Genomic DNA, 22264 nt, shown 5'->3' with positions numbered 1-22264 from the left:
GACATTTCAGCGACATATCCTTACTGTCACATTTCTTTCGCTAGCGACCCTTAAATTGCAGCGCGACACATCAACCGGTCCGTACGAGGCCGGAGACTTACTTTCCTTCATCCGGAGAAACAGTTGAAAAAGAAGATTCTGACCACCGCTATCCTCGGCCTGATCGCCGGTTCCGCTCACGCACAAAGCAGCGTGACGCTGTATGGCCTGATCGACGCTGGTGTGAACTACATCAACCACACGCAGAACGCGACGAAGGGCAGCTCGAAGGCCTTCACGTACGGTGACGGCGTCGCTCAAGGCAGCCGTTGGGGCCTGCGCGGCTCGGAAGACCTGGGCGGCGGCCTCAAGGCGATCTTCGTCCTTGAAAACGGCTTCAACAGCGGCAACGGCCAGGCAGGTCAAGGCTCGTCGATGTTCGGCCGTCAAGCCTATGTCGGTCTGACGCAAAGCAACATCGGTTCGATCACGTTCGGCCGTCAATACTCGTTCAGCACGGACATCCTCGGTTCGCTGTACTCGACCGGCGGCAACACGGTTTCGGGCAACTGGGCGTATCACGTCAACGACGTCGACCAGCTCACGTCGAGCCGTATCAACAACGCCGTCAAGTTCCAGAGCGTGAACTTCTCGGGCTTCACGTTCGGCGGCCTGTATGGCTTCTCGAACACGACGTCGTTCGCCGGCGCTTCGACGACCAGCACGACGTCGTCGTCGCGTGCCTACAGCTTCGGCGCGAACTACGCGTACGGCCCGTTCAGCATTGGCGGCGCGTACACGGACATCACGTACCCGGCATCGGCATCGACCACGACGTTCTCGACGTCGCTGGCCAACATCAACGCTGCAACGCCGAGCGCCGTGCGTGACCTGCGTTCGTTCGGCTTCGGCGGCCGCTACGTCTACGGCCCGGCTACGGCATGGCTGCTGTGGACGAACACGCGTTTCGAGCCGATCACGGGTTCGTCGACGCTGTACAACGCGTACGAAGCAGGCGTCAAGTACGCCTTCACGCCGGCTCTGACGGGCGCTGTGGGCTACACGTACTCGCGCGCTTCGGGTCTGTTCAACGCGCACTGGAACCAGGTCAACGGTTCGGTCGACTACGCTCTGAGCAAGCGCACGGACGTCTACGGCCTGGTGGCTTACGAAGAAGCTTCGGGTTCGTACAAGGGCACGCCGGTTCAGGCGCAGATCGGCGATTCGTCGTCGAGCATCTTCGCTCCGTCGGGTACGGGTTCGCAGAACCAGCTCGCACTGCGCGTCGGTATCCGCCACAAGTTCTAAGCATTGCGAACGTAGCGCCTGCCTTGCAGGCGCTGTGTGTGCGATCTGCAAAAGGCCTCCTTCGGGAGGCCTTTTGCTTTTTGCATGCGCCCTGCGGCGTCGTGCAACCTGCCGCCTCGCGCGCGCTTCTGGTACGCTGCGCCCTTTCCCTTCGCAGCTTTCGATCCGATGGAACTCCCTTTCAACGAAGCCGGCGTCTCGGTCACACGTACCTCGCTTTCCGCCGCGGGACAGATCTTCGCGCTGCGCGATATCGACGATCTGCGGGTCGTCACGATCCATCGCAGTCGCGTGGTGCCGCTGCTGCTGTCACTGTTTGGCGTGGCGCTCGCGGCTTTTGGCGGCGCTTACCACTCGGGCGCGGGCCTGGGCTGCGGCGTGATGATGATCGTGGTGGGCTGGCTCGCGTGGATCTGGCAAGAGGTCACGCACCGCCTGCTGGTGGTGACGAAGGGCGAAACACGCGAAGCGGTCTCCAGCAGCGACCGCACCTTTGTCGAGCGCGTCGAACAGGCCGTGCGCGCGGCCAAGGCAGCCAGCGCCGACAATCCGGCGCCGCGCCCTGCCGCTCAGTAATCTTTCCACTCAGGTAAGTTTCAGGTGGGCTTCGTTTAAAGGCTAGCCCACCTGCTCGACCGGCTTCGTGTGCCAGATGTCGCGCGCATACTCCGCAATCGCTCGGTCCGAGGAGAACGTGCCCATCCCGGCCACGTTGAGGATCGCACTCGCGGTCCAGCGCGGCGTATCGACATAGCGCTCGTCGGCCGCCTCCTGCGCCTGCACGAACGCGGCGTAATCCGCCAGCACCATGTAGTGATCGCCCCAGTCCACCAGCGTGTGGAAAATATCCGAGTAGCGCGCGGGATCGCCGGGCGAGAAGAAGCCCGTGCGGATCTGGTCGAGCACGGTACGCAGTTCGGCATTCTCTTCGTACACCTGACGGGGCCGATAACCCGCGCAACGCAGCGCATCGACCTGATCGGACGTGTGGCCGAAGATGAAGATATTGTCGTTGCCCACCGCGTCGCAGATTTCGATGTTCGCGCCGTCGAGCGTGCCCATCGTCAGCGCGCCGTTGAGCGCGAGCTTCATGTTGCCGGTGCCCGACGCTTCCGTGCCCGCTGTCGAAATCTGCTCGGAGAGGTCGGCGGATGGAATCACCACTTCCGCCACGCTCACGCCGTAGTTCGGCACAAACACCACTTTCAGCCGGTCGCCCACCACCGGATCGTGATTGATCTTTTCGGCGACGTCGTTGATGAGGCGAATGATGGTCTTCGCCATCCGGTACGCCGACGCCGCCTTGCCCGCAAACACCACCACGCGCGGCACCCAGGCCGCTTCGGGCTGCTGCACGATACGGTTGTAGCGCGTGATGACGTGCAGCACGTTGAGCAACTGGCGCTTGTACTCGTGGATGCGCTTGACCTGCATGTCGAACAGCGCATCGGGGTTGAAGCTTAGCCCCGTGCGTGCGCTCATGCGCTCGATGAGACGTAATTTGTTCTCGCGCTTGGCCGCGCGAAAGCGCTCGCCGAAGGCCGCATCGCCGCTGAACTTACGCAAGCCATCCAGCGCGAACAGATCGCCGCGCCAGTTCGGGCCAATCGCCTCGTCGACGAGAAGCGCAAGCGGCGGGCTCGCCTGCGCGAGCCAGCGGCGCGGCGTAATGCCGTTGGTGACGTTGGTGAAGCGATCGGGAAAGAGCCGCGCGAAATCCGCGAAGATATCGCGCGTCATCAACTGCGAGTGCAGTTTGGAGACGCCATTGACCTTGTGGCTCGCGACAATCGCCAGATACGCCATGCGCACGCGCCGCTGCCCATACTCATCCACCAGCGAAATGCGGCGGATAAAGTCGAGATCGTGCGCGCCCTTGTCGCTCGCTTCGCGCAAAAACGCCGCATTGATGTCGAAGATAATTTCCAGGTGGCGCGGCAGCAAACGCGCCAATAGTTCGACATCCCAGGTTTCCAGCGCTTCGGGCATCAGCGTGTGATTCGTGTACGAAAACACGCGCTTGATATGCCCCATCGCTTCATCCCACGGCATATGGTGGACGTCCACCAGCAGGCGGATCAATTCGGGAATCGCCAGCACCGGATGCGTGTCGTTCAGATGCACCGCGACTTTATCCGAGAAACGCCCGAAAGCGCTGTGCGTGCGCAGATAACGCCGGATCAGATCCTGCATGGTCGCCGAAACAAAGAAATACTCCTGGCGCAGTCGCAGTTCACGGCCCGCCATGGTCGAATCGTCCGGATACAGCAGGCGCGATACGTTCTCCGAAATATTTCGCGCTTCCACAGCGCGCTGATAATCGCCCTGATTGAAGGCGGACAGGTCGAGTTCCTCGTCGGCGCGTGCGGACCATAGCCGCAACGTGTTGGTCGCGCTGGTCGCGTAGCCGGGAATCACGGTGTCGTACGCCATCGCATTGACGTGCGTGGTTTCGATCCATTCCACATGACCGTCGCGCTGCACGGTGCGCCCGCCGAAATGCACGGGATACTGCACTTCGGGCCGCGGAAATTCCCACGGATTGCCCGAGCGCAGCCAGTAATCGGGCGCTTCCACCTGCTCGCCGTTGATGATCTGCTGGCGAAACATGCCGTAGTCATAGCGGATGCCGTAGCCAAAGCCCGGAATGCCGAGCGTCGCCATCGAATCGAGAAAACAGGCCGCCAGCCGGCCGAGGCCGCCGTTGCCAAGTGCGGCGTCGGGTTCGAGATCGATCAGCGTTTCCATATCGACGCCGACGCCCGCGAGCGCCTCTTTCATCTGGTCGTAGATGCCCAGCGCGAGCAGCGCGTTCGAAAAGGTCCGGCCGATCAAAAACTCCATCGACAGGTAATAGACGCGTTTGACGTCCTGATCGTACTGGCGGCGCGTGGTCACCATCCAGCGCTCGACCAGCCGGTCGCGCACGGCCAGCGCGGCGGCGTGCAACCAGTCCTGCGGACGCGCGGTGACGGCGTCCTTGCCGACGCCGTACATCAGACGGTTCGAAATGGAACGGCGCAGCGCATCGGCGCTGCTCTTCAACTGGTCGAACTCAAGACCGACGGCTGTCATCGAATGCCTCCCGGAAAAAGCGGCGCGCTGCGCGATGCCAGGATGGCGGGCGCGGCGCGCGGGCGTTCGGGCTGCGCTTGCACGTCGCGTGCCGCGCGGGACGCAAAGCGCTCTCGCGGCAACACGCAGGGGCACCTTCGCGGTGCATTCCGTCCCACGGACGGTCAGCGGACGATGATGGGCAGGCAGGCGCAGATCAGTTTGCAGAGTAGGACATTTTCAAGGCGTGCGGCGGCGCGGCAACCATGCAAGGCGCATCATCTACGCTGCGCTGTCTGCGACGCGATCCGCGCTGTGCGCCATCACGCGGCGCATTCGTGGAAGCGTCACGGGTTGGCTGTTAGTTGCGATAGAGGCGCAAATGAAGCGCACCTTACAGCTAGCCCACGCTCTGAAGCAGGCGCTGCAGAATCGCGCTACCTCTGTAACAATCGCGGAATCGTTCGCACGACGCCGCGCGCCGTGCCCGACCGTCCCGCCCCGCTAGCCCCGATCACGCCCGAGACCGCCTTGTCCGAAACCGTATCCGCGCCGAAAGACACCGGGCGCGCCGACGCCCCCATGACGGCGAAGAACCGCCGCGCGATGGCTGCCGTGATGCTCGCCGTCGCCCTGGCGACGCTCGACACCGCCATCGCCAACACGGCGCTGCCCGCCATCGCCGCCGATCTGCACGCCGCGCCCGCCGCCTCGGTGTGGATCATCAACGCCTATCAGCTTGCGATGGTCGCCACGCTGCTGCCACTCGCGGCGCTTGGCGATATCCTCGGGCACCGACGCATCTATATCAGCGGGCTGGCGATCTTCACGGTGGCGTCGCTCGCCTGCGCGCTCGCACCGACGCTCACAGCGCTGGCCGGCGCGCGCGTGCTGCAGGGCCTGGGCGCGAGCGCGATCATGAGCGTCAATACAGCGCTGATCCGCTTCCTTTATCCGCCGCACCGGCTCGGGCGCGGACTCGGCATGAACGCGCTGATCGTCGGCGTATCGTTCGCCGTGGGTCCGACGATGGCCTCGCTGATTCTCTCGGCGGGCACCTGGCCGTGGCTGTTCGCGATCAATGTGCCGCTCGGCGTGGTCGCGCTGGTGTTCGCCATGCCCGCGCTGCCGCAGACGGCGCGCGGCAAGCACGCGTTCGATCCGCTTGCGGCGCTGCTCAATCTCGTAACCTTTGCCGCGCTGATCTTTGCGCTCGGCGAGGCGGCGCAGCGCGCGCCCGGCAAGGAGGTAGCGACCGCCGCGGTGATCGCGCTCGTGTTCGGCGCGCTGCTGATCCGCCGCGAGCACGGCCATCCCGCGCCGATGCTGCCCGTCGATCTGTTCAAGCGGCCGGTGTTCGCGCTCTCGTCGCTGACGGCCGTCTGCTCGTTCGCGGCCCAGGGCCTGGCGTTCGTCTCGCTGCCGTTCTATTTCGAAACCGTGCTGATGCGCAGCCAGGTGGAAACCGGCTTCCTGATGACACCGTGGCCGGTGGTGGTGGCCGCCGCCGCGCCCATTGCGGGGCGGCTTTCGGACCGTTATCCGCCGGGCCTGCTCGGTGCAATCGGTCTTGCGATTCTGGCGGCGGGCATGGCGTCGCTGGCGATGCTGCCGGTCCACCCGAGCGTGATCGACATCGTGATCCGCATGGCAATTTGCGGCGCGGGCTTCGGCTTCTTCCAGTCGCCCAATCTGCGCGCGATCATGGCGGCCGCGCCGCCCGAGCGCAGCGGTGGCGCGAGCGGCACCGTCGCCGTCTCGCGGCTGCTGGGGCAGACCACGGGCGCGGCGCTGGTGGCCTTGTGTTTCGGGATCGTGGGCAAGCATGGCCCGACGCTGGCGCTCAGCCTGGGCGCGGCCTTTTCAGCAGCGGCGAGCGTGGCGAGCGGTCTGCGCCTGTTCGCGCCGTCGCATCGGTCGGGCGGCCATTGAGCGAGGCGGCGCGCGGTGCGCCGCCTTCGTACATCAGCGCTTGAAGTACGCCTTCACGGCGTCGACAAACGTGTCGATATCGGCGGCGCTAACGTCCAGATGCGTAACGAATCGCGACGCGTAGAGCATCTGCGTGAGAATCCCGCGCTCCTTGAGCCACGCCTCCAGCGGCGCGCAATCGGCTTGCGGAAACTGCGCAAACACCATATTGGTGGCGTGCGACATCACCTTGACCTCGTCGATCTGCGCCAGCCCGGACGCGAGGCGCGCGGCGTTCGCGTGATCGTCGGCCAGACGCGCGACGTTGTGATCGAGCGCATAGTCGCAGGCTGCAGCCAGCACGCCCGCCTGGCGCATGCCGCCGCCCAGCACCTTGCGCCAGCGATGCGCCACATCGATCAGCGCCTTGCTGCCCACCAGCACCGATCCAACCGGCGCGCCCAGCCCCTTCGAAAAACAGATCGACACCGAATCGAAGCCCTCGGTCATCGCCTTGAGCGACTGGTTCGACGCCACCGCCGCATTGAACACGCGCGCGCCGTCCAGGTGTGTCGCGAGTCCCTTGCCGTGCGCGAACTGCGTGGCCTCGGCGACATAAGCCGCCGGCAGCACCTTGCCTCCGATGGTGTTCTCCAGCGCGAAAAGCCGTGTGCGCGCGAAGTGGTCGTCGATCGGCTTGATCACGGCGGCGACGCGTTCGAGCGGGATCGAGCCGTCTTCGGCATTGTCGAGCGGCTGCGGCTGGATGCTGCCGAGCACCGCCGCGCCGCCGCCTTCGTACTTATAGGTATGCGCCGCCTGGCCGACGATGTATTCATCGCCACGCCCGCAATGCGCCATCAGCGCGGCGAGGTTGCTTTGCGTGCCGCTCGGGAAGAACAGGCCGGCTTCCTTGCCGGCCTGTTCGGCCACGCGCGCCTGCAGGCGCAGCACGGTGGGATCGTCGCCCCAGACATCGTCGCCGGTTTCGGCGCGGGTCATGGCGGCCAGCATGGGCTGATTCGGGCGGGTGACGGTGTCGCTGCGCAGGTCGATCATGCGATGGAATCCTCGTGGAGGCCGTGGGCGCACGGCTGGACGCCGCACCTGGACGCCGGTGCGGCGTGGAAACCATCGAGTGTATTTTCAAACGGCGCGCCGTGGCAAATCGCGGAAAAAACGGCGATGGCCCCGGCGCGCCGGTTTCGCGTGACTCAGCGCAAAGGCTTAACGCGAAAGCAGCGGCAGCGGATCGACCGGCTTGCCGTCGCTGCGCACTTCGAACTGCACGCCCGCGACGCCGTTGTTGTCGACGCCCATTTCGGCGATCGGCTGGCCTTGCGAGACGGCGTCGTCTTCCTTCACCAGCAGGCGGCCGTTATGGCCATAGGCCGTCACGGTCTGGTCGTTGTGCTTGATGATGACGAGCGGACCGTATGCTTCGATCCCCGAGCCCGCGTAGACCACGCGGCCCGCGGCGGCGGCCTTGACCGGCTCGCCCGGCGCGCCGCCGATCACGATGCCGGTGGACTTGCCGGGCACAAAACGCTGCAGGATCGGACCGCGCGCCGGCCACATGAGCGTGAGCGTCGAGCCGACCGCGTTGGGCACGGCGACGCCGTTTGCGGCGGGCGCGGTGCTCGTGAACGCGGGCGGCGGCGGGGGCGCGTTGCCAGCGCTGTAGCCCGCGGGCGGCGCGACGCGCAGCACCTGGCCTGGCAGCACTTGTGCGTTCGGCGGCAACTGGTTCCAGCTCGCCAGATCCTGGGTGCGCTGGCCGTAAGCCGACGCGATGCGCGACAGCGTGTCGCCAGGATTGACGCGGTAGTAACCGGCGGGCACGCCGTTGGACGTCGGGGTGGGCGGCGCGGACGGGCTGCCCTCCCAGGGCGTGAGCGTACAGGCGCTGCAGGCAAGCGTGAGTGCAGCCAGAGCCGCATACGCGCCTGGAATTCGCCGTTGTTGATTCATGTTGCTGTTCCTCGCTGGTTCCTCGCTACGTACGACGGGGATACGTATTGTTGGATGCGCGTGGGGCCGCCGGCGTTCGCCCGCGAAACCCTCTCCGTTGATTAAGCCGGAATTGGCGAACGGCCCCCATTATATCGTCCCGGGCGTGGCGGCTTTTTTAACGCGCACGCGCACGGGCATCTGTTAAATCTGCGCAACCTGTCGATGTTTCTTACACCGGACGTACAAACTGGCTGGTCCTGATCGCACCCTCGCCTATACTGACTTTTACCGCTGCCGATAATCAGACAAAAAAACCGACGCCCGCCTCTCGCCGTGGTGCCACGTACGTCCCTGAGGGAACCCAGGATGAACAAAGCCACCTTTCTTTCCGTGCAGATCAACGTCGAAGACGTCGCGGCATCGCCGGGCCTCGTCGAATTGTTGAACAACCACCTCGTGTTCGCCGCCGACGTGGCCGAAGCCGCCGACGAACTGGTGCAGCATGCCAGCGTTGCCCGCCTGTCCGGCGGCCTGCACGCGACCGTCGAAATTCCGGCCATCGTCGTCGAACGACTGCGCGATGCGCTCGACACCCTGAGCGGCTACGACGAAACCTGGCTATTCGCGCTCGAACCCGGCCGCGCACTCTTCGACGACATCGCACGCCGCCCGCGCCTGCTGCACTGAGTCCTGGCTCATCACTGGCCACGCCGGAGCGGGCTGCGCGAGCGCCCGCTCTGCCTGACCGTCTGCCGCAAGCCGTGATTCGTGATCCGATCAACGGGATGGCCAGGCAAGCGGTGGAATATTTCAGGGGACACGCCGTGAAGTCTTTCCTGCATCGCCGTAACGCCGTGCTGTCGGGCGGCGCATCTCACCTCGTCGCCGTGAACGTCGAACCTTCGTCCGATGGCGCGAGTGCTCAAGCCGAAGCCGCCGAACTCGTGAGCGCCGAAGCGCTCATAGCAAACCCCGCGCCCGACGCCGCAAGTGCGGCGGCCCAGCCAGTTAGCGCGACGGTGGATGAGGCGGATGCGTCCACAGCGCCGCGCCCCGTCTCCACGCTGCACGCGGTGCCGGCCGTACCCGCACACCTGGCCAATCGTCCGGTCCAGCTCGCGGACGGCGCCTCGTTCGCCGCGCTCGCCGCCGCCGACGAGCTGAGCACCTTCCGCGTGTTTCGCAGCTTCGATTACTCGGTCACGCTGCTGTTTCACGCGCGCTCGCTGGCGTACTTCGTGGCCATGTATCAGGACAACACGCTCTGGCACGCCTTCCGGGCCGCCGATCTCGATTCTGCCGGCGCCGTGTTTCATCACCTTGAAGAACAGGCGACGCGTCTGGCCGACGGCGAAACCCGGCTGGCGCAACTGGGCGCCCAGAACGCGATGCTCGCGAAGCAGATCGAGGAATCCGAGGCGCATGCCGAGCGGCTGCGCGTGGACCTGCAACGCCACGCGGAGCAGGAACATCAGGTGAGCACGCGCCAGCATCAGGTGCGCCGCGACGTGGCGCAACTGGAGGCGCAACGCATCGCCGCCCAGGCCCAGTTGAACAAGGCGCACCGGACGATTCATCAGCTCAGCGTGACGAGCAACGAAGGCGTGCCGCATTTGCCGGGAAGGTGAGTGCGGGTTTGTGTGAAAGCTGGCGCCCCAAAACGAAAAGCGCGGGCCGGTAAGAACCGGGCCGCGCTGGACTGCATGCTGCTACTGCGTACTTCACTTTCTACCTCTACTGCGGATACCACTGCGAGTACTGCCTACTGCAACAACTCATGCAACCTCTTTGTTCACTGCCACTTCTACTGCGCACTGCTTACTGCAACTGCCTCTTTCTCACGCAACAACTACAACAACCTCTACTGCTCACTGCAACTGCGTACTGCACCTCTTTGCTTGCTACGACCTTCTACTACGCACTGCAACTTCTACTGCTAACTCAAGCAACTTCACAACCACAACAACTGCGCGCTACTGACTGCAATTTCAACTGCACCTCTTTGCTTACTGCGACCTGCTACTACCTACCGCAACTTCAACTACGCACTACTAACTGCCACTACTGACCACTCAAACAACAAACTACAACTGCCTGACACACCTCTGTGTTCCCTACTTCCTGCAAGTGCTCTGCTCACTACAACTTCAACAACAACTTCAACAACAACTTCAACAACAACTTCAACTTCACCTGCTCGCACTACATTTCCAACCGCCTGCATCGCGAAGCCGCTCTACACCATAGCTCCGCTTCAACTCACGACCACGTTCTGCTTAGTGGCCGAAATACACGGCTTGCGACGGCGTGACATGTGCCGGTTGCACTGCCGGGCCGCCTGCCTGCGACGTGCCGACTGCCGGCGCGCCATAACCGCTCGTATCGCCGCTTGCCAGCTTTTCCTGGGTCACGCGAGCCTGTGCGGCTTGAAGATTTTCGGGGTAATTCACACGATCAGCCGACGGGTTGTAGCCAGCCTTTTCGAGCTGGACCAGCTCGGCGCGCACCTGGGCGCGGGTCAAGCCTTGCTGGCTCGACTGGGCAAACGAAAGCGACGGAACAACAAGAGCGGCTGCCACGACGACTGCGGGGATAAGCTTCTTCATGATTCGACCTCCATCTGTTTTATTGACGCTTTCGGGCTGGTGTTCATGTCCGTCTGCGATTGACTGAAGTCTAGGCTCTTATTCGCTCTAGGGAAAACCCTAATTACTAAATACACCGTTGCGAAAACGGTAATAAAAAAGGGGAACCCCCTGGGGTTCCCCTATTCATTCGACAAATACCCGCAACGACTATGCGGGCAATAGCCGCAGACTTACGACCAATTACGACCAGTCGGCGTGGAAGCTGCCCGGCTTGTCGATGCGCTCAAACGTGTGTGCGCCGAAGAAGTCGCGTTGCGCCTGCACCAGATTCGCCGGAACGCGCTCCGAGCGATAGGCGTCGAAGTACGCAATCGCCGACGAGAACGCCGGCACCGCGACACCCACCTTCACCGCTTCGATCACCACGTCGCGCAGCGCCGACTGGTAATTCGCAGCGATGTCGCTGAAATAGGGATCGAGCAACAGGTTGGCCAGCTGCGCGTCCTTCGCGTAGGCGTCCGTGATCTTCTGCAGGAAGCGCGCGCGGATAATGCAGCCCGCACGGAAGATCTTGGCGATGGTGCCGTACTGCAGATCCCACTTGTACTCGTCCGAAGCGGCGCGCAGTTGCGCGAAGCCCTGGGCGTACGAAATCACCTTCGAGAAGTACAGCGCGCGGCGCACTGCCTCGATGAAGGCCGTGCGGTCGCCCGCGAACGGCTTGACGTCCGGGCCCTTGAGCACCTTGCTCGCGGCCACGCGCTGCGTCTTGAGCGACGACAGCACGCGCGCGAACACCGCTTCGGTGATGAGCGGCAGCGGCGCGCCCAGATCCAGCGCGTTCTGGCTCGTCCACTTGCCCGTGCCCTTCTGCGCGGCGCGGTCGAGGATCACGTCGACGAGGTATTGACCCGTCTCGTCATCCTTCTTGTCGAAGATCTTCGAGGTGATTTCGATCAGGTAGCTGTCCAGCTCGCCCTGATTCCATTCCGTGTAGACCTTGCCGAGCTCTTCGTTCGACAGGCCAACGACCTGCTTGAGCACCGCATAGCTTTCGGCGATCAGCTGCATGTCGCCGTATTCGATGCCGTTGTGCACCATCTTCACGTAGTGGCCTGCGCCGTCCGGGCCCATGTAGGCCACGCACGGCTCGCCGTCCGCCGGCGCCTTCGCGGCGATCTCGGTGAGGATCGGTGCAACCAGATCGTAAGCATCGCGCTGGCCGCCCGGCATGATCGACGGGCCCTTGAGCGCGCCTTCTTCGCCGCCCGACACGCCCGTGCCGATGAAATGCAGGCCCGCCTTGGCGAGTTCCTGGTTGCGGCGGATCGTGTCGGTGAAGTGCGTGTTGCCGCCGTCGATCAGGATGTCGCCCTTCTCCAGCAGCGGCTTGAGCGCCGCGATGGTGGCGTCGGTCGGCTCGCCCGCTTTCACCATCAGCAGAATGCGGCGCGGCTTTTCGAGCGATTCCACGAACTCTTCGAGCGTGAAAGTGGGCACCAGCTTGCGCTCGGGGAACTCAGCGATCAGCTCATCGGTTTTCTCGCGGCTGCGGTTGAACACCGACACCGCATGGCCGCGGCTCTCGATGTTGAGCGCAAGATTGCGCCCCATCACGGCCAGACCCACCACGCCGATTGCCTGTTTGCTCATGTTGACTCTCCACTTCAATCGATTGGGGTGACGCCCGCGCAGGTCTTGCGAGAGACGTCGATCGTGCAAGGATAAGGGAAACGCTTCAACGATGCGTACTCGCGCGCACGGGCGACAAAGTGCTTTCACCCGGCAAGCATCGCTGTCATCGTCGTCGTGTCCGGCACGCGCTTCGTGAGTGCGCGCCGCTTATCGAGGGCCGCGATTATCGCTCAGTTGTCGCCGCATGAGCGCTCGCCGCCTGCTTCTCCTTGCGAAAAACTACCGTGAAATTGTTTGCCGGCATCGGCACGACGGCCTCGCGGACAAAGCCTTCGGCGCGCGCGAGCGCCTCGACGGCTTCCAGATCGCGCACGCCCCATGCCGGGTCGCGCGCGCGCAGGTCGGCGTCAAAGGCTTCGTTGGACGGCGCCGTGTGCGCGCCGTCACGCCGGTAAGGCCCATAGAGCACCAGCGCGCCGCCGGGCGCGATGCGCGCGCCCGCGCCTTTCATCAGCGCAATCGCGGCCTCCCACGGGGCGATATGGATCATGTTGATGCAGACGATCGCAGCGACGGCATCGATTGGCCAGGGTTCGCTGCGCACGTCCAGCTCGATCGGCTCGCGCAGGTTGTCGAGCCCCGCGTGCGCACGCCAGGCGGCAATCGAGGCGCGGGCGCGCGGATCGGCGTCACTCGGCTGCCAGTCGACGCCAGGCAGCGCCGTGGCGAAATGTACGGCGTGCTGGCCCGTGCCGCTGGCGATTTCCAGCACCGTGCCGTGCGCGGGCAGCGCCGCGCGCAGAACATCGAGGATCGGCGCGGCGTTGCGCGCGGCGGCGGGTGCGCTCAAACGCAGGCTGGCTTGCGGGTTTTGCGGTTCGTTCATCGGTTTCGGTATCAGTACAGACTCTTTTTCATGCGCTCGGCGAGATCGGCTTCGTAGCGATCGACGTCGAAGCCCTCGCCGTATTGCTCGTCGTTCACGCGGCGCAGCATTTCGCCTGCGCTCGGCAGTTGCGAGCGCTCGACGTGACGCGCCGGGTCCCAAAGATTCGAGCGAGCGATCGCCTTGGCGCAATGGAAGTACACGCTTTCGACTTCGATCAGCAGCACCGAGCGCGGCGGCTTGCCGTCCACGGCGCAGCTTTGCAGCAGCGCAGGATCCAGACTCACGCGCGCGCGGCCGTTCACGCGCAGCGTCTCGCCCACGCCCGGCACCATGAACAGCAGGCCGACCTGCGGCTCGGCCACCACGTTGCGCAGGCTATCGACGCGGTTGTTGCCAGGCCGGTCGGGCAGCGCGAGCGTGCGCGAATCGAGGATCTGCACGAAGCCGGGCGCGTCGCCGCGCGGCGAGCAGTCGAGCCCGTCCGGGCCGCCAGAGGCCAGAACCACAAACGGCGACAGCTCGATAAAGCGGCGGTAGTCCGCGTTGATGTAGTCGATTTCCTTGCGCAGCGAGCGTTCGTTCGGCGCGCCGTAGTGCGCTTCGAGTTCGGCGGTCGTGTTCAGCATGAGCGGCTTCCTGATGGATGAGCAATGCAAAATCGAGGCGAAACGAAAACGTCAGACCGCCAGCCGCGCGACCAGCGCCTCGAGCGTGGCCGCGCAGGGCGCCGCCACCTTGAGTGCGAGCAGCGGATCGGCGCGCGTCTTGCCGAGGTTGATGGCCGCGACCGGCTTGCCGCGCTGCTGCGCCCACGCGCAGAACCGGTAGCCCGAATACACCATCAGCGACGAACCGACCACCAGCACGGCATCCGCCGCATCGAGCGCCGCCGAGGCCGCAGCGACGCGCTCACGCGGCACGTTCTCGCCGAAAAACACCACTGACGGCTTGAGCATGCCGCCGCAGGCCTCACAGGCGGGAATGTCGAAAGCGTTTGCGCCGTCGAAATCCAGATGCGCGTCGCCATCGGCGGCCGGTTCGGCGAATGCGCCGGCGACGGCCGGATTACGCGCCACCAGTTGCGGCTGTAGCGAAGCGCGCGTGTACTGCGCGCCGCAATCGAGGCAATGCACGTGGCCGATGCTGCCGTGCAGTTCGATCACATCGCGGCTGCCTGCGCGCTGATGCAGGCCATCGACGTTCTGGGTGACCAGCGCACCCACATGCTGCGTCGCGTCGAGCTGCGCAAGCGCGCGGTGCGCGCCGTTGGGCTGCGCAAGCCCCACGGTCGGCCAGCCGATCATGCTGCGCGCCCAGTAGCGGCGGCGCCAGCTCTCCGAGCCCAGAAATTCCTGCAGCGTAATGGGCGGCGAGCGCTTCCACGCGCCGTTGTCGTCGCGGTAGCCGGGAATGCCGGAATCGGTGCTGATACCCGCGCCGGTGAGCACGAACAGGCGCGGATGGCGCTCGACGAAGGCCTGCAACGCGTCGAGCGCGGCGGGATCAGGCGCGGCGGCGGGAGGGACGGCAATGAGCGGGGCGGGATCGGACATGACTCGGCTTGGCGGGATGGCGTCTTAACCGGCGGCTTTTTCGGCTTTTGCGGTTTTCGCCGCGTCTGTTGCGTCTGCCGTGCTTGCCTGGCGCTGTGCCTCGCGTCGCTCCCAGACCGCGAGATTGGCGCGATAGCGGGTCACTTCGTCGTTGTACAGATCGAAGATGCAAGGGTCGCAGCCGCTTTGGCAGCAGGCGTTGTCGTCGGGCCGCTCGGGCGGCTGCGGGCGCGGATCGTCCTCGGGACGCAGAGGCAAAGACATGAGGGAAAGGCGTTTGGGCTGAACGCCTTCCAGTATACGGGAGCGCGCGCTGGCGCGCCGGGCGCTCTGCCTGGCTTACCCACGCCCCACGAAAGGCATCTTCGTCGCCATGATCGTCATGAACTGCACGTTCGCGGCGAGCGGCAGTTGCGCCATGTGCAGCACCGCATCGGCGACCAGTTCCACGTCCATCAACGGTTCGACCGCGATCTCGCCGTTCGCCTGCGGCACGCCCCGCGCCATGCGCTCGGCCATCTCGGTCGCCGCATTGCCGATGTCGATCTGGCCGCAGGCGATGTCGTAGCGCCGCCCGTCGAGCGAGACCGATTTCGTCAGGCCGGTGATGGCGTGCTTGTACACCGTCCTCTTATATAACTTTCACTGAAATCAGCCGACAGCCTTTGCCGGTATAGCTTTGGCCGCCTTTCGCCCGAACGTCCGCCAAGAAAAACAGAGGTGGCGCACCGCTAGCCCCCACAGACCAAGCAGGTGCTTTTTTCCCGCCCGGGCCCCGAGCACCTTGCTCGCAATAGCAGGTAGTCACCAGGCACGGCCACTTTAAGGTGCTCGGCGCGCCGACGTTGATCGTCGAGAATGCCCGCATACCGGCGCACAGCTCGATGCAAAGGGATATCGACGACATGCACATGCGTGCGGTAACCGGGCTAACCGCAACGAAGACGGCGACGGCCAATCCGATGGCGAGGTCAGCAGCTCTGCGTCAATGTTGTACACAGAATGCGTGGAACTTCTGGACAACGAGCGAACGATAACCGCGCAAGCAATCGGGATTAATTTCGGTCGTCGACAGATCAGAATGTGTTCGCCGTCACTTGAGGCGGCGAACATAACCGGAGACTGAAATGAGCAAGAACAGCACCAACGGTGGCAAGGGAAATGCCAGCGGTTCGAACGGTTCGTCGCGGGACCGAGCGCGCGATCACAACCGTGAGCAACAGCTAAACCACAACAACGATAAGTACTGGCAGTCACGCGGAGAGGAAAGCCGTCCAACGGACTGGCAAGACCGCGCGCGTAAAGGTGACTGAAGGATCCTCACCCCAGTACCGTGGGCCAAGGCTCGGACCCAATAGCCGCTCCGCCGGCGCGAGCGGCTTCAAGTCTGGCCTCCCACGGGTAAAGATCTTCACCCAGAATGATGAATGAATCAGGAACGACACTTCGTGTCGCGTTGCGGCGTCGCACGAGTAAAAGTTCGAACGCCTGTGTCGCCGCGTAGAGCGGAAACGGAGCGGACACCGCACCGTAGCCTGCTGCTGTCATCACATCAGTTGTAGCAGCCGTATCCCAAAGCTGCTCGAACTTCGAAAACGGCAACGGCCGCTCTCCAGCTCCAACTTTGGCTAGCCAGCCAGCATCTTCACCTGACCACAACGCAAGATCCGCTAGTTTAGGCGTCGACACGGGCCATTTCCGAAGCCGAAGCTTGGCGAGTAACGTCGCACTTACCTCAAGTAGCCTGCTGCTGGGCGTCACGATCAAGCCGCGCCGAGCTTTGCGTGGCCGGGGGCCACCCCCTGATACCGTAGGCTTATCGACATTCTCTTGTTGCCCTTGGCCATCGGCATCCGTAACCTGGACGCGAGGCGAAAGCTGAGGTGTAACCAAAGAAAAGACTGAACGAGGAGTGTAACGACCAAAATTGCTCAGGTAGAAGTCGACATCCCAGCACGCAAGCCAATCGAACAAGGCACGGCAAGCGAAGATTCGCAGCGGGGCATCGATCTCTTCCCATGTTCGCGCGGCAAATAGAGCACGCCACGCCGCTGGGTCTGAATCGGAACTCTCATTGGTGTCGGCAAACCAGAGCGGCGATAGAAATCCTTCTGCTTCGAGAATTTGTCGTGCAGCGTCAACCGGTTCGTGTCCCCGAACGGCCGCGAGCCGTTCGCTCAGATCGTCAAGACGTCGGGCGACAGAACGCGTCTGCGAATAGTGGCCCTGCGTCGCTCCTGGGCTCAGGAACGCAAGATCGCCGAAGGGGCGGGGAGTCAACATGTCACCCGCGAAGCTTGGGATCTGCGCCATGATGACGCTAGCCTCATCCAAGGAAGCCCCCTCCTTCATGAGCGACGCGCGCTTTCGCTCCAGGATAGCCCTGAGCACCGTTGCCACTCCACCCTCATTTTCTTCGAGCCGCTTGACAGCGCGAGGAGAGTAGCCGGTGACTGCAGTGACGATGCCGCCCTCTCGCTTGCCTGAAATCTTCTGAAGGAGCTTGTTGAGGAACACGTTGAAGATCATGGGATCTCGTTACGCGCGGATGCCACGCAAAGGCCATTATCGCGGCTTGTCTGCCGCAATATGCGGCCTGCCATTGAGTCTCGAACGTTCGAACTAAAGCAACGAAGTGCCCAGCTTCTTCCGGTGTCGGATCAAGCCTTGCGGGATTGCACGAAATTGGACGATGGGGAAATCATTCCCGGTGTTTGGGGGCTCTACCTTAATTCGTTATCGGAATTTGGCCACCTGCATTCTCTAGCCGAATCGTATGCGGTGCCGACCTCCTCACCTGTTGACACGAAAGTGACGCGCTTACCCTTAGTGTGGTTCGTATATGTCACAGTACCAGCCGCACCCTGGAAAGTCGTGACGACATACTGCCCATGTGGCCGCCCAGCGATAATCTCTGACCACGTTGTGGACAGTTCGCCACCGTGGCTCTCCGTGGCCTCGCCCACGTACCGCAAGGAAATCCATGGCTTCGCTGCGCCGTATTTCACTGCAGCACTTGATCGCATCGTCTCCGTATCTTCTTCAACGCGCAGTTCGATGCGGACAGGAAACGGAGCATTTTCAGCTACAGCCTTTTTCAGATCGTGCTCTGATCCATAGCACGAAATGCCAGTTATCACGGCACTATGGGCAGGCAGCCAAAGACAGGACAATTGAAGCAGAAGCCATCGCTTCATCGATGAGTTCACGGGAAGGTCGGACGGTAGAAACGTAAATCGCCTGCGACGTTACTTGTCGGAATCATCAGCGAGTTTTTCTTTCACAACAAACACGTCGACGGCGCCCATCGAGCACTCATACGACGATGCCTCGCTTGACGTAATGACTTCAATGGCCCGACCCGACTTCTCGTAGAAAGTGATGTCGTACACGTCGCGATATAGGTCTTTTCCAACCTTCTCTGACGCGATGCGAACTGCGTGTGTCTTCGATCTGTCGAGATTTGCTAGCTCCACGATGCCCGCATTCTTGAGCTTCACTTCTGCGATGTTCCTCGGCCAACTAACACATTGAGTTGGTGAAGCGGCAAATGACGCGATCGGCGCGAGCAACAACACGGAGGCAACCGTCAGCGCCCTCATTGCACAACCTCCAGCGTGTGATCACCGCTTTCCCAAACCTGACGACGCACCATCAGGTTCTGGATGATGCAACCATCCGACGCATGACCCGGATGCTCAATGCTGTCGCCATGCATCATGAAGCCTGAGCGACCAAACGTGTTCGTACCGGATTGCGGAGCCAGACGCAGCGTATAAACGCCGGCGTGCGGATGGGTAAACGGCGCGCCTATCGTATAGATGCCACGCGGGATCGGCCCGATGCCCACGAGGTTTTGCGCGGCGGGATTGTCCTTCCCATCGTCCTTCCCTGCGTAGCCAATTCCAATAAGGCTACCGTCGTGATAGATGCGGCCATTGTGCTGACTGTAGGTCCAAGGCATTACTTGACTCTCTCTGCTGTTTAAGCTGTTCGCGACACACAGAAAATGCGCGATAAATATTTCACGCTTTATGCGAATAGAATACTGATCACCACTGTTCGCACAGCCGAGGATTCTAGCCTCGATAGCAAATCTTCATAGGAAAAGTGACCTGCTGCCGCCCGGATATTGCCGAAGCGAAGTTGCATCGCGTACTGATAGGCTCGGTTCTCAGTTCCCCGTTACACGCCCGCATACGGAAGCGGTCCTAAAAGTGGTCGAGTAGAGGAGTCCGCCCTAAATGGCTCGTAGGCAAACGCCTCGAAGACTATGCGATCGACGCGCCACATCCGCAACCTTGGTGGCCTGGCGAGCAGTGACGCGCTGTCCTCGTACTTCCGACACGAGGGCTGAATTGTTCACGTTCCTGCTTGTGAATCACGGGCTCTCACTGCCTGCCTCGCGAAAACAAATCGACTAGCGCTTTTCCGCGACAACGGCTTAAGCAGGTCGAGACGGCCAAAACGCGTGCGCACGGTCTCGAAGAGCGCATCGACGGCGGCAGCGTCCGTCACGTCGCAGGGCGCGGCCAGCGCCTCGTGACCCGCTGCACGGGCTTGCGCTTCAAGAGCTTCGAGCGGCTGCGCCCGACGCCCAACCAGCACGACGGCGTAGCCGCTCGCCAGCAGCTTGCGCGCGCAGGCGCGCCCGATCCCGCTGCCCGCGCCGGTGACAAGCGCCACCTTGCGCGCCGCTTGTGTCTGCATTCTGCAATGCTCGATCCGCTTCAGTCATGGTCCCTTTCTCCGCTAGAAATCACCATTCAGCCCAGCCCCGCGCGCAACACCTCCACGAACGCCCTGCCCGCCTGCGAATCCATGCCGCCGTCGCGCCACAGCGCAAACACGCCCACCGTCAGCTCCGGCTCCACCCGGCGGATCGCCACCGGCTCGCCCGCGCTGCGCGCCGTGATCTCGTCGAGCAGCACGCGCCCGACGCCACGCGCCGCCAGCGAGCGCGCCACATACCAGGTCTGCGCTTCGACAACGGCCAGCTGTCCGTCGACACCCTGCGCTTCAAGCAGATGGCCGATGGCCTCGCCCAGCGGATCGACATTGCCGATGCTGATCCAGTCGCCCGCGACGCATGCCTCCAGCGCAAGCGGCGCGTCCGCAGGGGAAGGATCGTCGGGCGGCGCGACGCAGACCACCGCAGTGCGTCCGAGTTCGACCGCTTCGATGCCGGGCCGCGCGGGCGGATTAAGCGCCACGCCCACGTCCAGATCGCGCGTGAGCAAGGCGTTGAGCAATTCCGCCGTGTGGCGCGTCTGGATCTTGAGCGAGACCTCGGGATAACTTGCGCGAAACGCGCCGACGGCCTGCGGAATCAGACTCATGCCCAGGCTCGGCAAGCAGCCGATGCGCAGCAATCCTTGCGGACGCAACGAAAGGTTGCGCGCCAGGTCACGGATGCTATCGAGATTCGATTGCAGCTTCTGCGTTTCCGCGAACAGCAGTTCGGCCTCGCGCGTGGGTTGCAGACGGCCATGCGCGCGCGCGAACAGCTTGAGGCCCGCGCTGCGCTCGGCATGCGCGAGCACCTTGCTTACGGCGGGCTGGGAGACGCACAGCAGCTCGGCGGCTTTCGAGAGCGAGCCTGTGCGCATGATCGCGTGGAAGACTTCGATATGACGTAGACGCATTGGGGCGCGAGCGGCGGGCGGGCAAGCGCGAAATCGCGGCCCGCATGCGGCGAAACAAAAGCGCAAGGATAGCGCGTTCGCATGCGCCGACGTAAGCGAACGTGCGTCAAGCTCACACGCGGAAATCGGCGGCCATGTCTTCGTCGCCGCGCGCGGAAATCTCGCCGCTGCGCGCCGCTTTCACGAACGCGTCGTAATCGCGCTCGACCTGATCCGCGTAGGCCGCGCCGTAGCCCGAGAGCGCTTCCGCGAACTGGTCGCTGCGGCCGATGTAGGCGGCAATCTCGATCGCCGCGTTGCTCGACTTCGCGTGCGCACGCGCCATCGCCCAGCCGCACAGGCGCGCATAGCCGGCCAGCAGCGTGCTATCGAGCAGATCGAGTTCGACCGAGAGCTTCATGTCGCGCAACTGGCGGAAATAGAAGTGCCGCCCCGAAGGCCCCGTCGACCAGCCCAGAAATAGATCGCTCGCCGCCTGCAACAGACGCTGTCCCTGCACGACGCGCTGGCCTTCGTGCTTGAACGCGGGCGACTTGAAATACTGCGAAATCACCGAGCGCCGCGCTTCCTTGATCTGCAGGAACAGCGGCTTTTCGTGATGATCGGTCAGCAACATCACTAGGCAGCGCGTGCCCACGCTGCCCACGCCCACCACCTTGAAAACCATGTCCTGAATCTCGAAGTGCTCCAGCAATTCGCGACGGTCGGGCGCGAGCGTCTTCAGATAGGCGTCGTAAGTGGGCATGATGAGCGTGCGCCAATCGCCCAGCGTGAGCCAGTTGTCTTCCGATTCGTAGAGCGTGTTCGGGCCGTGGACATGAAAGAGCGCGGGCGGCGCATCGCGGATGGTCCAGTGCGCGCCGTCCCGATACGCGAGCTTCTCCAGCATGCTTTCGTGCGTGCGTCCCGCGGCCTTCTCCATCCCGCGGCGAATCAGGCGGCGGCCATCGGGCGTGAGCGCGCTTTCGGCCATGCGGTCGAAGGTGATCTTGTCGTACCAGAGTTCGAGCGCACCGTATTCCGAGTACTGGCGCATGCGGTCGCGGTAGGTGTTCACGACCGTCATCACCAGGTCTTCGGCCACGCCGCGCGAGTAGCGCATATGCCGCGCGGCCACCACGAAGCTCGCCACCAGCCGTTTGAGATCCCACTCCCACGGCCCCGGCGCGACTTCGTCGAAATCGTTGAGATCGAAGACGAGCTGGCGTTCTGGCGTCGCAAAACCGCCGAAGTTCAGCAGATGACCGTCGCCGCAGATCTGCATCGCCATGCCGGTGTCGGGCACCTGGGCGAGATCGTGCGCCTGCAGCACGGCGCTGCCGCGAAAGAATGTGAATGGCGAGACGATCATGCGACCGTAACGCAGCGGCACCAGATTGGGCACGCGGCCCTCGCTGCTTTGCTTGAGCAGCGCGAGCGGATCGCGCTTGATATCGCCCACCAGGCGGTGGCTCGAACGCTTCGCTTTTTCGCGCGCGGCGCGTCCGGCCGCTTCGCGTTCCGCAACGGTCTTTCCATTCATGAACTGCTCCCGTTTTGAGGATGTTCGTGGATGCCGTGATTCGTCCCGCATCGGCGCGCGTGTCGATCTGACAGAAGCACGCACCTGCCGTATTTAAGCGTGTGGCCCTCTTTTGCGCAAGCGCCCACCGTGCGCGCAGCGTCCGGCCTGCTCGTGTACCTTGCGCAATGGACGTCGCACGCGGAGACGGCGTCACTGGGTGCAGTCCTGGACGCCGTCCAGGCTCG

At 63.4% G+C, this 22264-nt stretch carries 20 protein-coding genes and 3 pseudogenes; 7 read left to right on the top strand and 16 right to left on the bottom strand.

All coding sequences use genetic code 11. From position 1 onward, the window contains the following. Positions 1-123: 123 nt before the first annotated feature. Positions 124-1287: a porin gene (locus F3J17_RS34310; protein WP_167070008.1), complete on the top strand. Its 1164-nt coding sequence runs from the start codon at positions 124-126 to the stop codon at positions 1285-1287. Between the two features lie 168 nt (positions 1288-1455). Continuing rightward, complete coding sequence (locus F3J17_RS34305) at positions 1456-1863, top strand: DUF6232 family protein (protein ID WP_167070006.1); 408 nt, start codon at positions 1456-1458, stop codon at positions 1861-1863. 42 nt (positions 1864-1905) lie between these two features. Here the strand turns inward: F3J17_RS34305 and F3J17_RS34300 are convergent, their stop codons facing one another. Further along, the gene (locus tag F3J17_RS34300) at positions 1906-4362 is read right to left on the bottom strand and encodes a glycogen/starch/alpha-glucan phosphorylase (protein ID WP_167070004.1); all 2457 of its coding nucleotides are present in this window, start codon (positions 4360-4362) and stop codon (positions 1906-1908) included. A gap of 510 nt (positions 4363-4872) precedes the next feature. On the opposite strand from F3J17_RS34300, the gene F3J17_RS34295 reads away from it, so the two are divergent. Beyond that, positions 4873-6273, top strand: a complete 1401-nt coding sequence (locus tag F3J17_RS34295; RefSeq protein WP_275692938.1) for an MFS transporter — start codon at positions 4873-4875, stop codon at positions 6271-6273. A 33-nt stretch (positions 6274-6306) separates the two neighbouring features. Here the strand turns inward: F3J17_RS34295 and ltaE are convergent, their stop codons facing one another. Further along, entirely contained in the window at positions 6307-7311 is a 1005-nt protein-coding gene (ltaE, locus tag F3J17_RS34290; RefSeq protein ID WP_167070003.1) for a low-specificity L-threonine aldolase, read from the bottom strand. Between the two features lie 168 nt (positions 7312-7479). Continuing rightward, positions 7480-8223, bottom strand: coding sequence for a peptidoglycan DD-metalloendopeptidase family protein (locus F3J17_RS34285; protein WP_167070001.1), 744 nt, complete (start codon positions 8221-8223; stop codon positions 7480-7482). Between the two features lie 348 nt (positions 8224-8571). On the opposite strand from F3J17_RS34285, the gene F3J17_RS34280 reads away from it, so the two are divergent. Then, positions 8572-8892 carry a hypothetical protein gene (locus tag F3J17_RS34280; protein ID WP_027817161.1) on the top strand — a complete coding sequence of 107 codons (321 nt, stop codon included), beginning with the start codon at positions 8572-8574 and terminating at the stop codon, positions 8890-8892. Between the two features lie 137 nt (positions 8893-9029). Continuing rightward, on the top strand, positions 9030-9833 hold the full coding sequence (locus tag F3J17_RS34275; protein ID WP_167069999.1) for a DUF2968 domain-containing protein: 804 nt from the start codon (positions 9030-9032) through the stop codon (positions 9831-9833). A 648-nt stretch (positions 9834-10481) separates the two neighbouring features. On the opposite strand, the gene F3J17_RS34270 is transcribed toward F3J17_RS34275, so the two are convergent. The 7 genes and pseudogenes from F3J17_RS34270 to F3J17_RS34240 form a co-directional block, all read right to left on the bottom strand. Beyond that, positions 10482-10811 (bottom strand): DUF4148 domain-containing protein, encoded by a 330-nt coding sequence (locus F3J17_RS34270; RefSeq protein ID WP_167069997.1) that lies wholly within the window; start codon positions 10809-10811, stop codon positions 10482-10484. A gap of 222 nt (positions 10812-11033) precedes the next feature. Continuing rightward, positions 11034-12446, bottom strand: coding sequence for an NADP-dependent phosphogluconate dehydrogenase (gene gndA / locus F3J17_RS34265; protein ID WP_167069995.1), 1413 nt, complete (start codon positions 12444-12446; stop codon positions 11034-11036). Positions 12447-12651: 205 nt separating this feature from the next. Then, positions 12652-13314, bottom strand: a complete 663-nt coding sequence (locus F3J17_RS34260) for a DUF938 domain-containing protein (RefSeq protein WP_167069993.1) — start codon at positions 13312-13314, stop codon at positions 12652-12654. An 11-nt stretch (positions 13315-13325) separates the two neighbouring features. Then, positions 13326-13943 carry a pyridoxamine 5'-phosphate oxidase family protein gene (locus tag F3J17_RS34255; protein ID WP_167069991.1) on the bottom strand — a complete coding sequence of 206 codons (618 nt, stop codon included), beginning with the start codon at positions 13941-13943 and terminating at the stop codon, positions 13326-13328. A 51-nt stretch (positions 13944-13994) separates the two neighbouring features. Next, positions 13995-14870 (bottom strand): NAD-dependent protein deacetylase, encoded by an 876-nt coding sequence (locus tag F3J17_RS34250; RefSeq protein WP_167069989.1) that lies wholly within the window; start codon positions 14868-14870, stop codon positions 13995-13997. A gap of 24 nt (positions 14871-14894) precedes the next feature. Next, entirely contained in the window at positions 14895-15134 is a 240-nt protein-coding gene (locus F3J17_RS34245; protein ID WP_167069987.1) for an oxidoreductase-like domain-containing protein, read from the bottom strand. A 75-nt stretch (positions 15135-15209) separates the two neighbouring features. After that, a pseudogene (locus F3J17_RS34240) lies at positions 15210-15488 on the bottom strand (3-oxoacyl-ACP reductase); the annotation flags it as partial. 509 nt (positions 15489-15997) lie between these two features. Between F3J17_RS34240 and F3J17_RS34235 the strand changes: the two are divergent. Then, a complete protein-coding gene (locus F3J17_RS34235) occupies positions 15998-16183 on the top strand; it encodes a hypothetical protein (protein ID WP_167069959.1) in 186 nt (61 codons plus the stop codon). 7 nt (positions 16184-16190) lie between these two features. Here the strand turns inward: F3J17_RS34235 and F3J17_RS34230 are convergent, their stop codons facing one another. From F3J17_RS34230 to F3J17_RS34220, 3 genes are all read right to left on the bottom strand, one after another. Next, on the bottom strand, positions 16191-17399 hold the full coding sequence (locus F3J17_RS34230; protein ID WP_167069986.1) for a hypothetical protein: 1209 nt from the start codon (positions 17397-17399) through the stop codon (positions 16191-16193). Between the two features lie 719 nt (positions 17400-18118). After that, positions 18119-18472, bottom strand: a complete 354-nt coding sequence (locus tag F3J17_RS34225) for a hypothetical protein (RefSeq protein WP_167069984.1) — start codon at positions 18470-18472, stop codon at positions 18119-18121. Beyond that, positions 18469-18834, bottom strand: coding sequence for a tlde1 domain-containing protein (locus F3J17_RS34220; RefSeq protein ID WP_167069982.1), 366 nt, complete (start codon positions 18832-18834; stop codon positions 18469-18471). The genes F3J17_RS34225 and F3J17_RS34220 overlap by 4 nt, the downstream gene beginning before the upstream one ends. 254 nt (positions 18835-19088) lie before the next feature. On the opposite strand from F3J17_RS34220, the pseudogene F3J17_RS36395 reads away from it, so the two are divergent. Continuing rightward, positions 19089-19193 (top strand): annotated as a pseudogene (locus F3J17_RS36395) (H-NS histone family protein); the annotation flags it as partial. Between the two features lie 123 nt (positions 19194-19316). On the opposite strand, the pseudogene F3J17_RS34215 reads toward F3J17_RS36395, so the two are convergent. The 3 genes and pseudogenes from F3J17_RS34215 to F3J17_RS34205 form a co-directional block, all read right to left on the bottom strand. Beyond that, positions 19317-19580: pseudogene (locus tag F3J17_RS34215) on the bottom strand (SDR family NAD(P)-dependent oxidoreductase); the annotation flags it as partial. A gap of 56 nt (positions 19581-19636) precedes the next feature. Next, positions 19637-20515, bottom strand: coding sequence for a LysR substrate-binding domain-containing protein (locus F3J17_RS34210; protein ID WP_167069978.1), 879 nt, complete (start codon positions 20513-20515; stop codon positions 19637-19639). Between the two features lie 112 nt (positions 20516-20627). Next, positions 20628-22037, bottom strand: coding sequence for a DUF2252 domain-containing protein (locus tag F3J17_RS34205; protein WP_167069977.1), 1410 nt, complete (start codon positions 22035-22037; stop codon positions 20628-20630). Positions 22038-22264 lie beyond the last annotated feature (227 nt).

The organism is Burkholderia sp. Ax-1719 (assembly GCF_011753055.1).
Lineage (GTDB): Bacteria > Pseudomonadota > Gammaproteobacteria > Burkholderiales > Burkholderiaceae > Paraburkholderia.
Note: the sequence above shows the minus strand (reverse complement) of the source record. Positions and strands in the feature narration are given on the sequence as shown.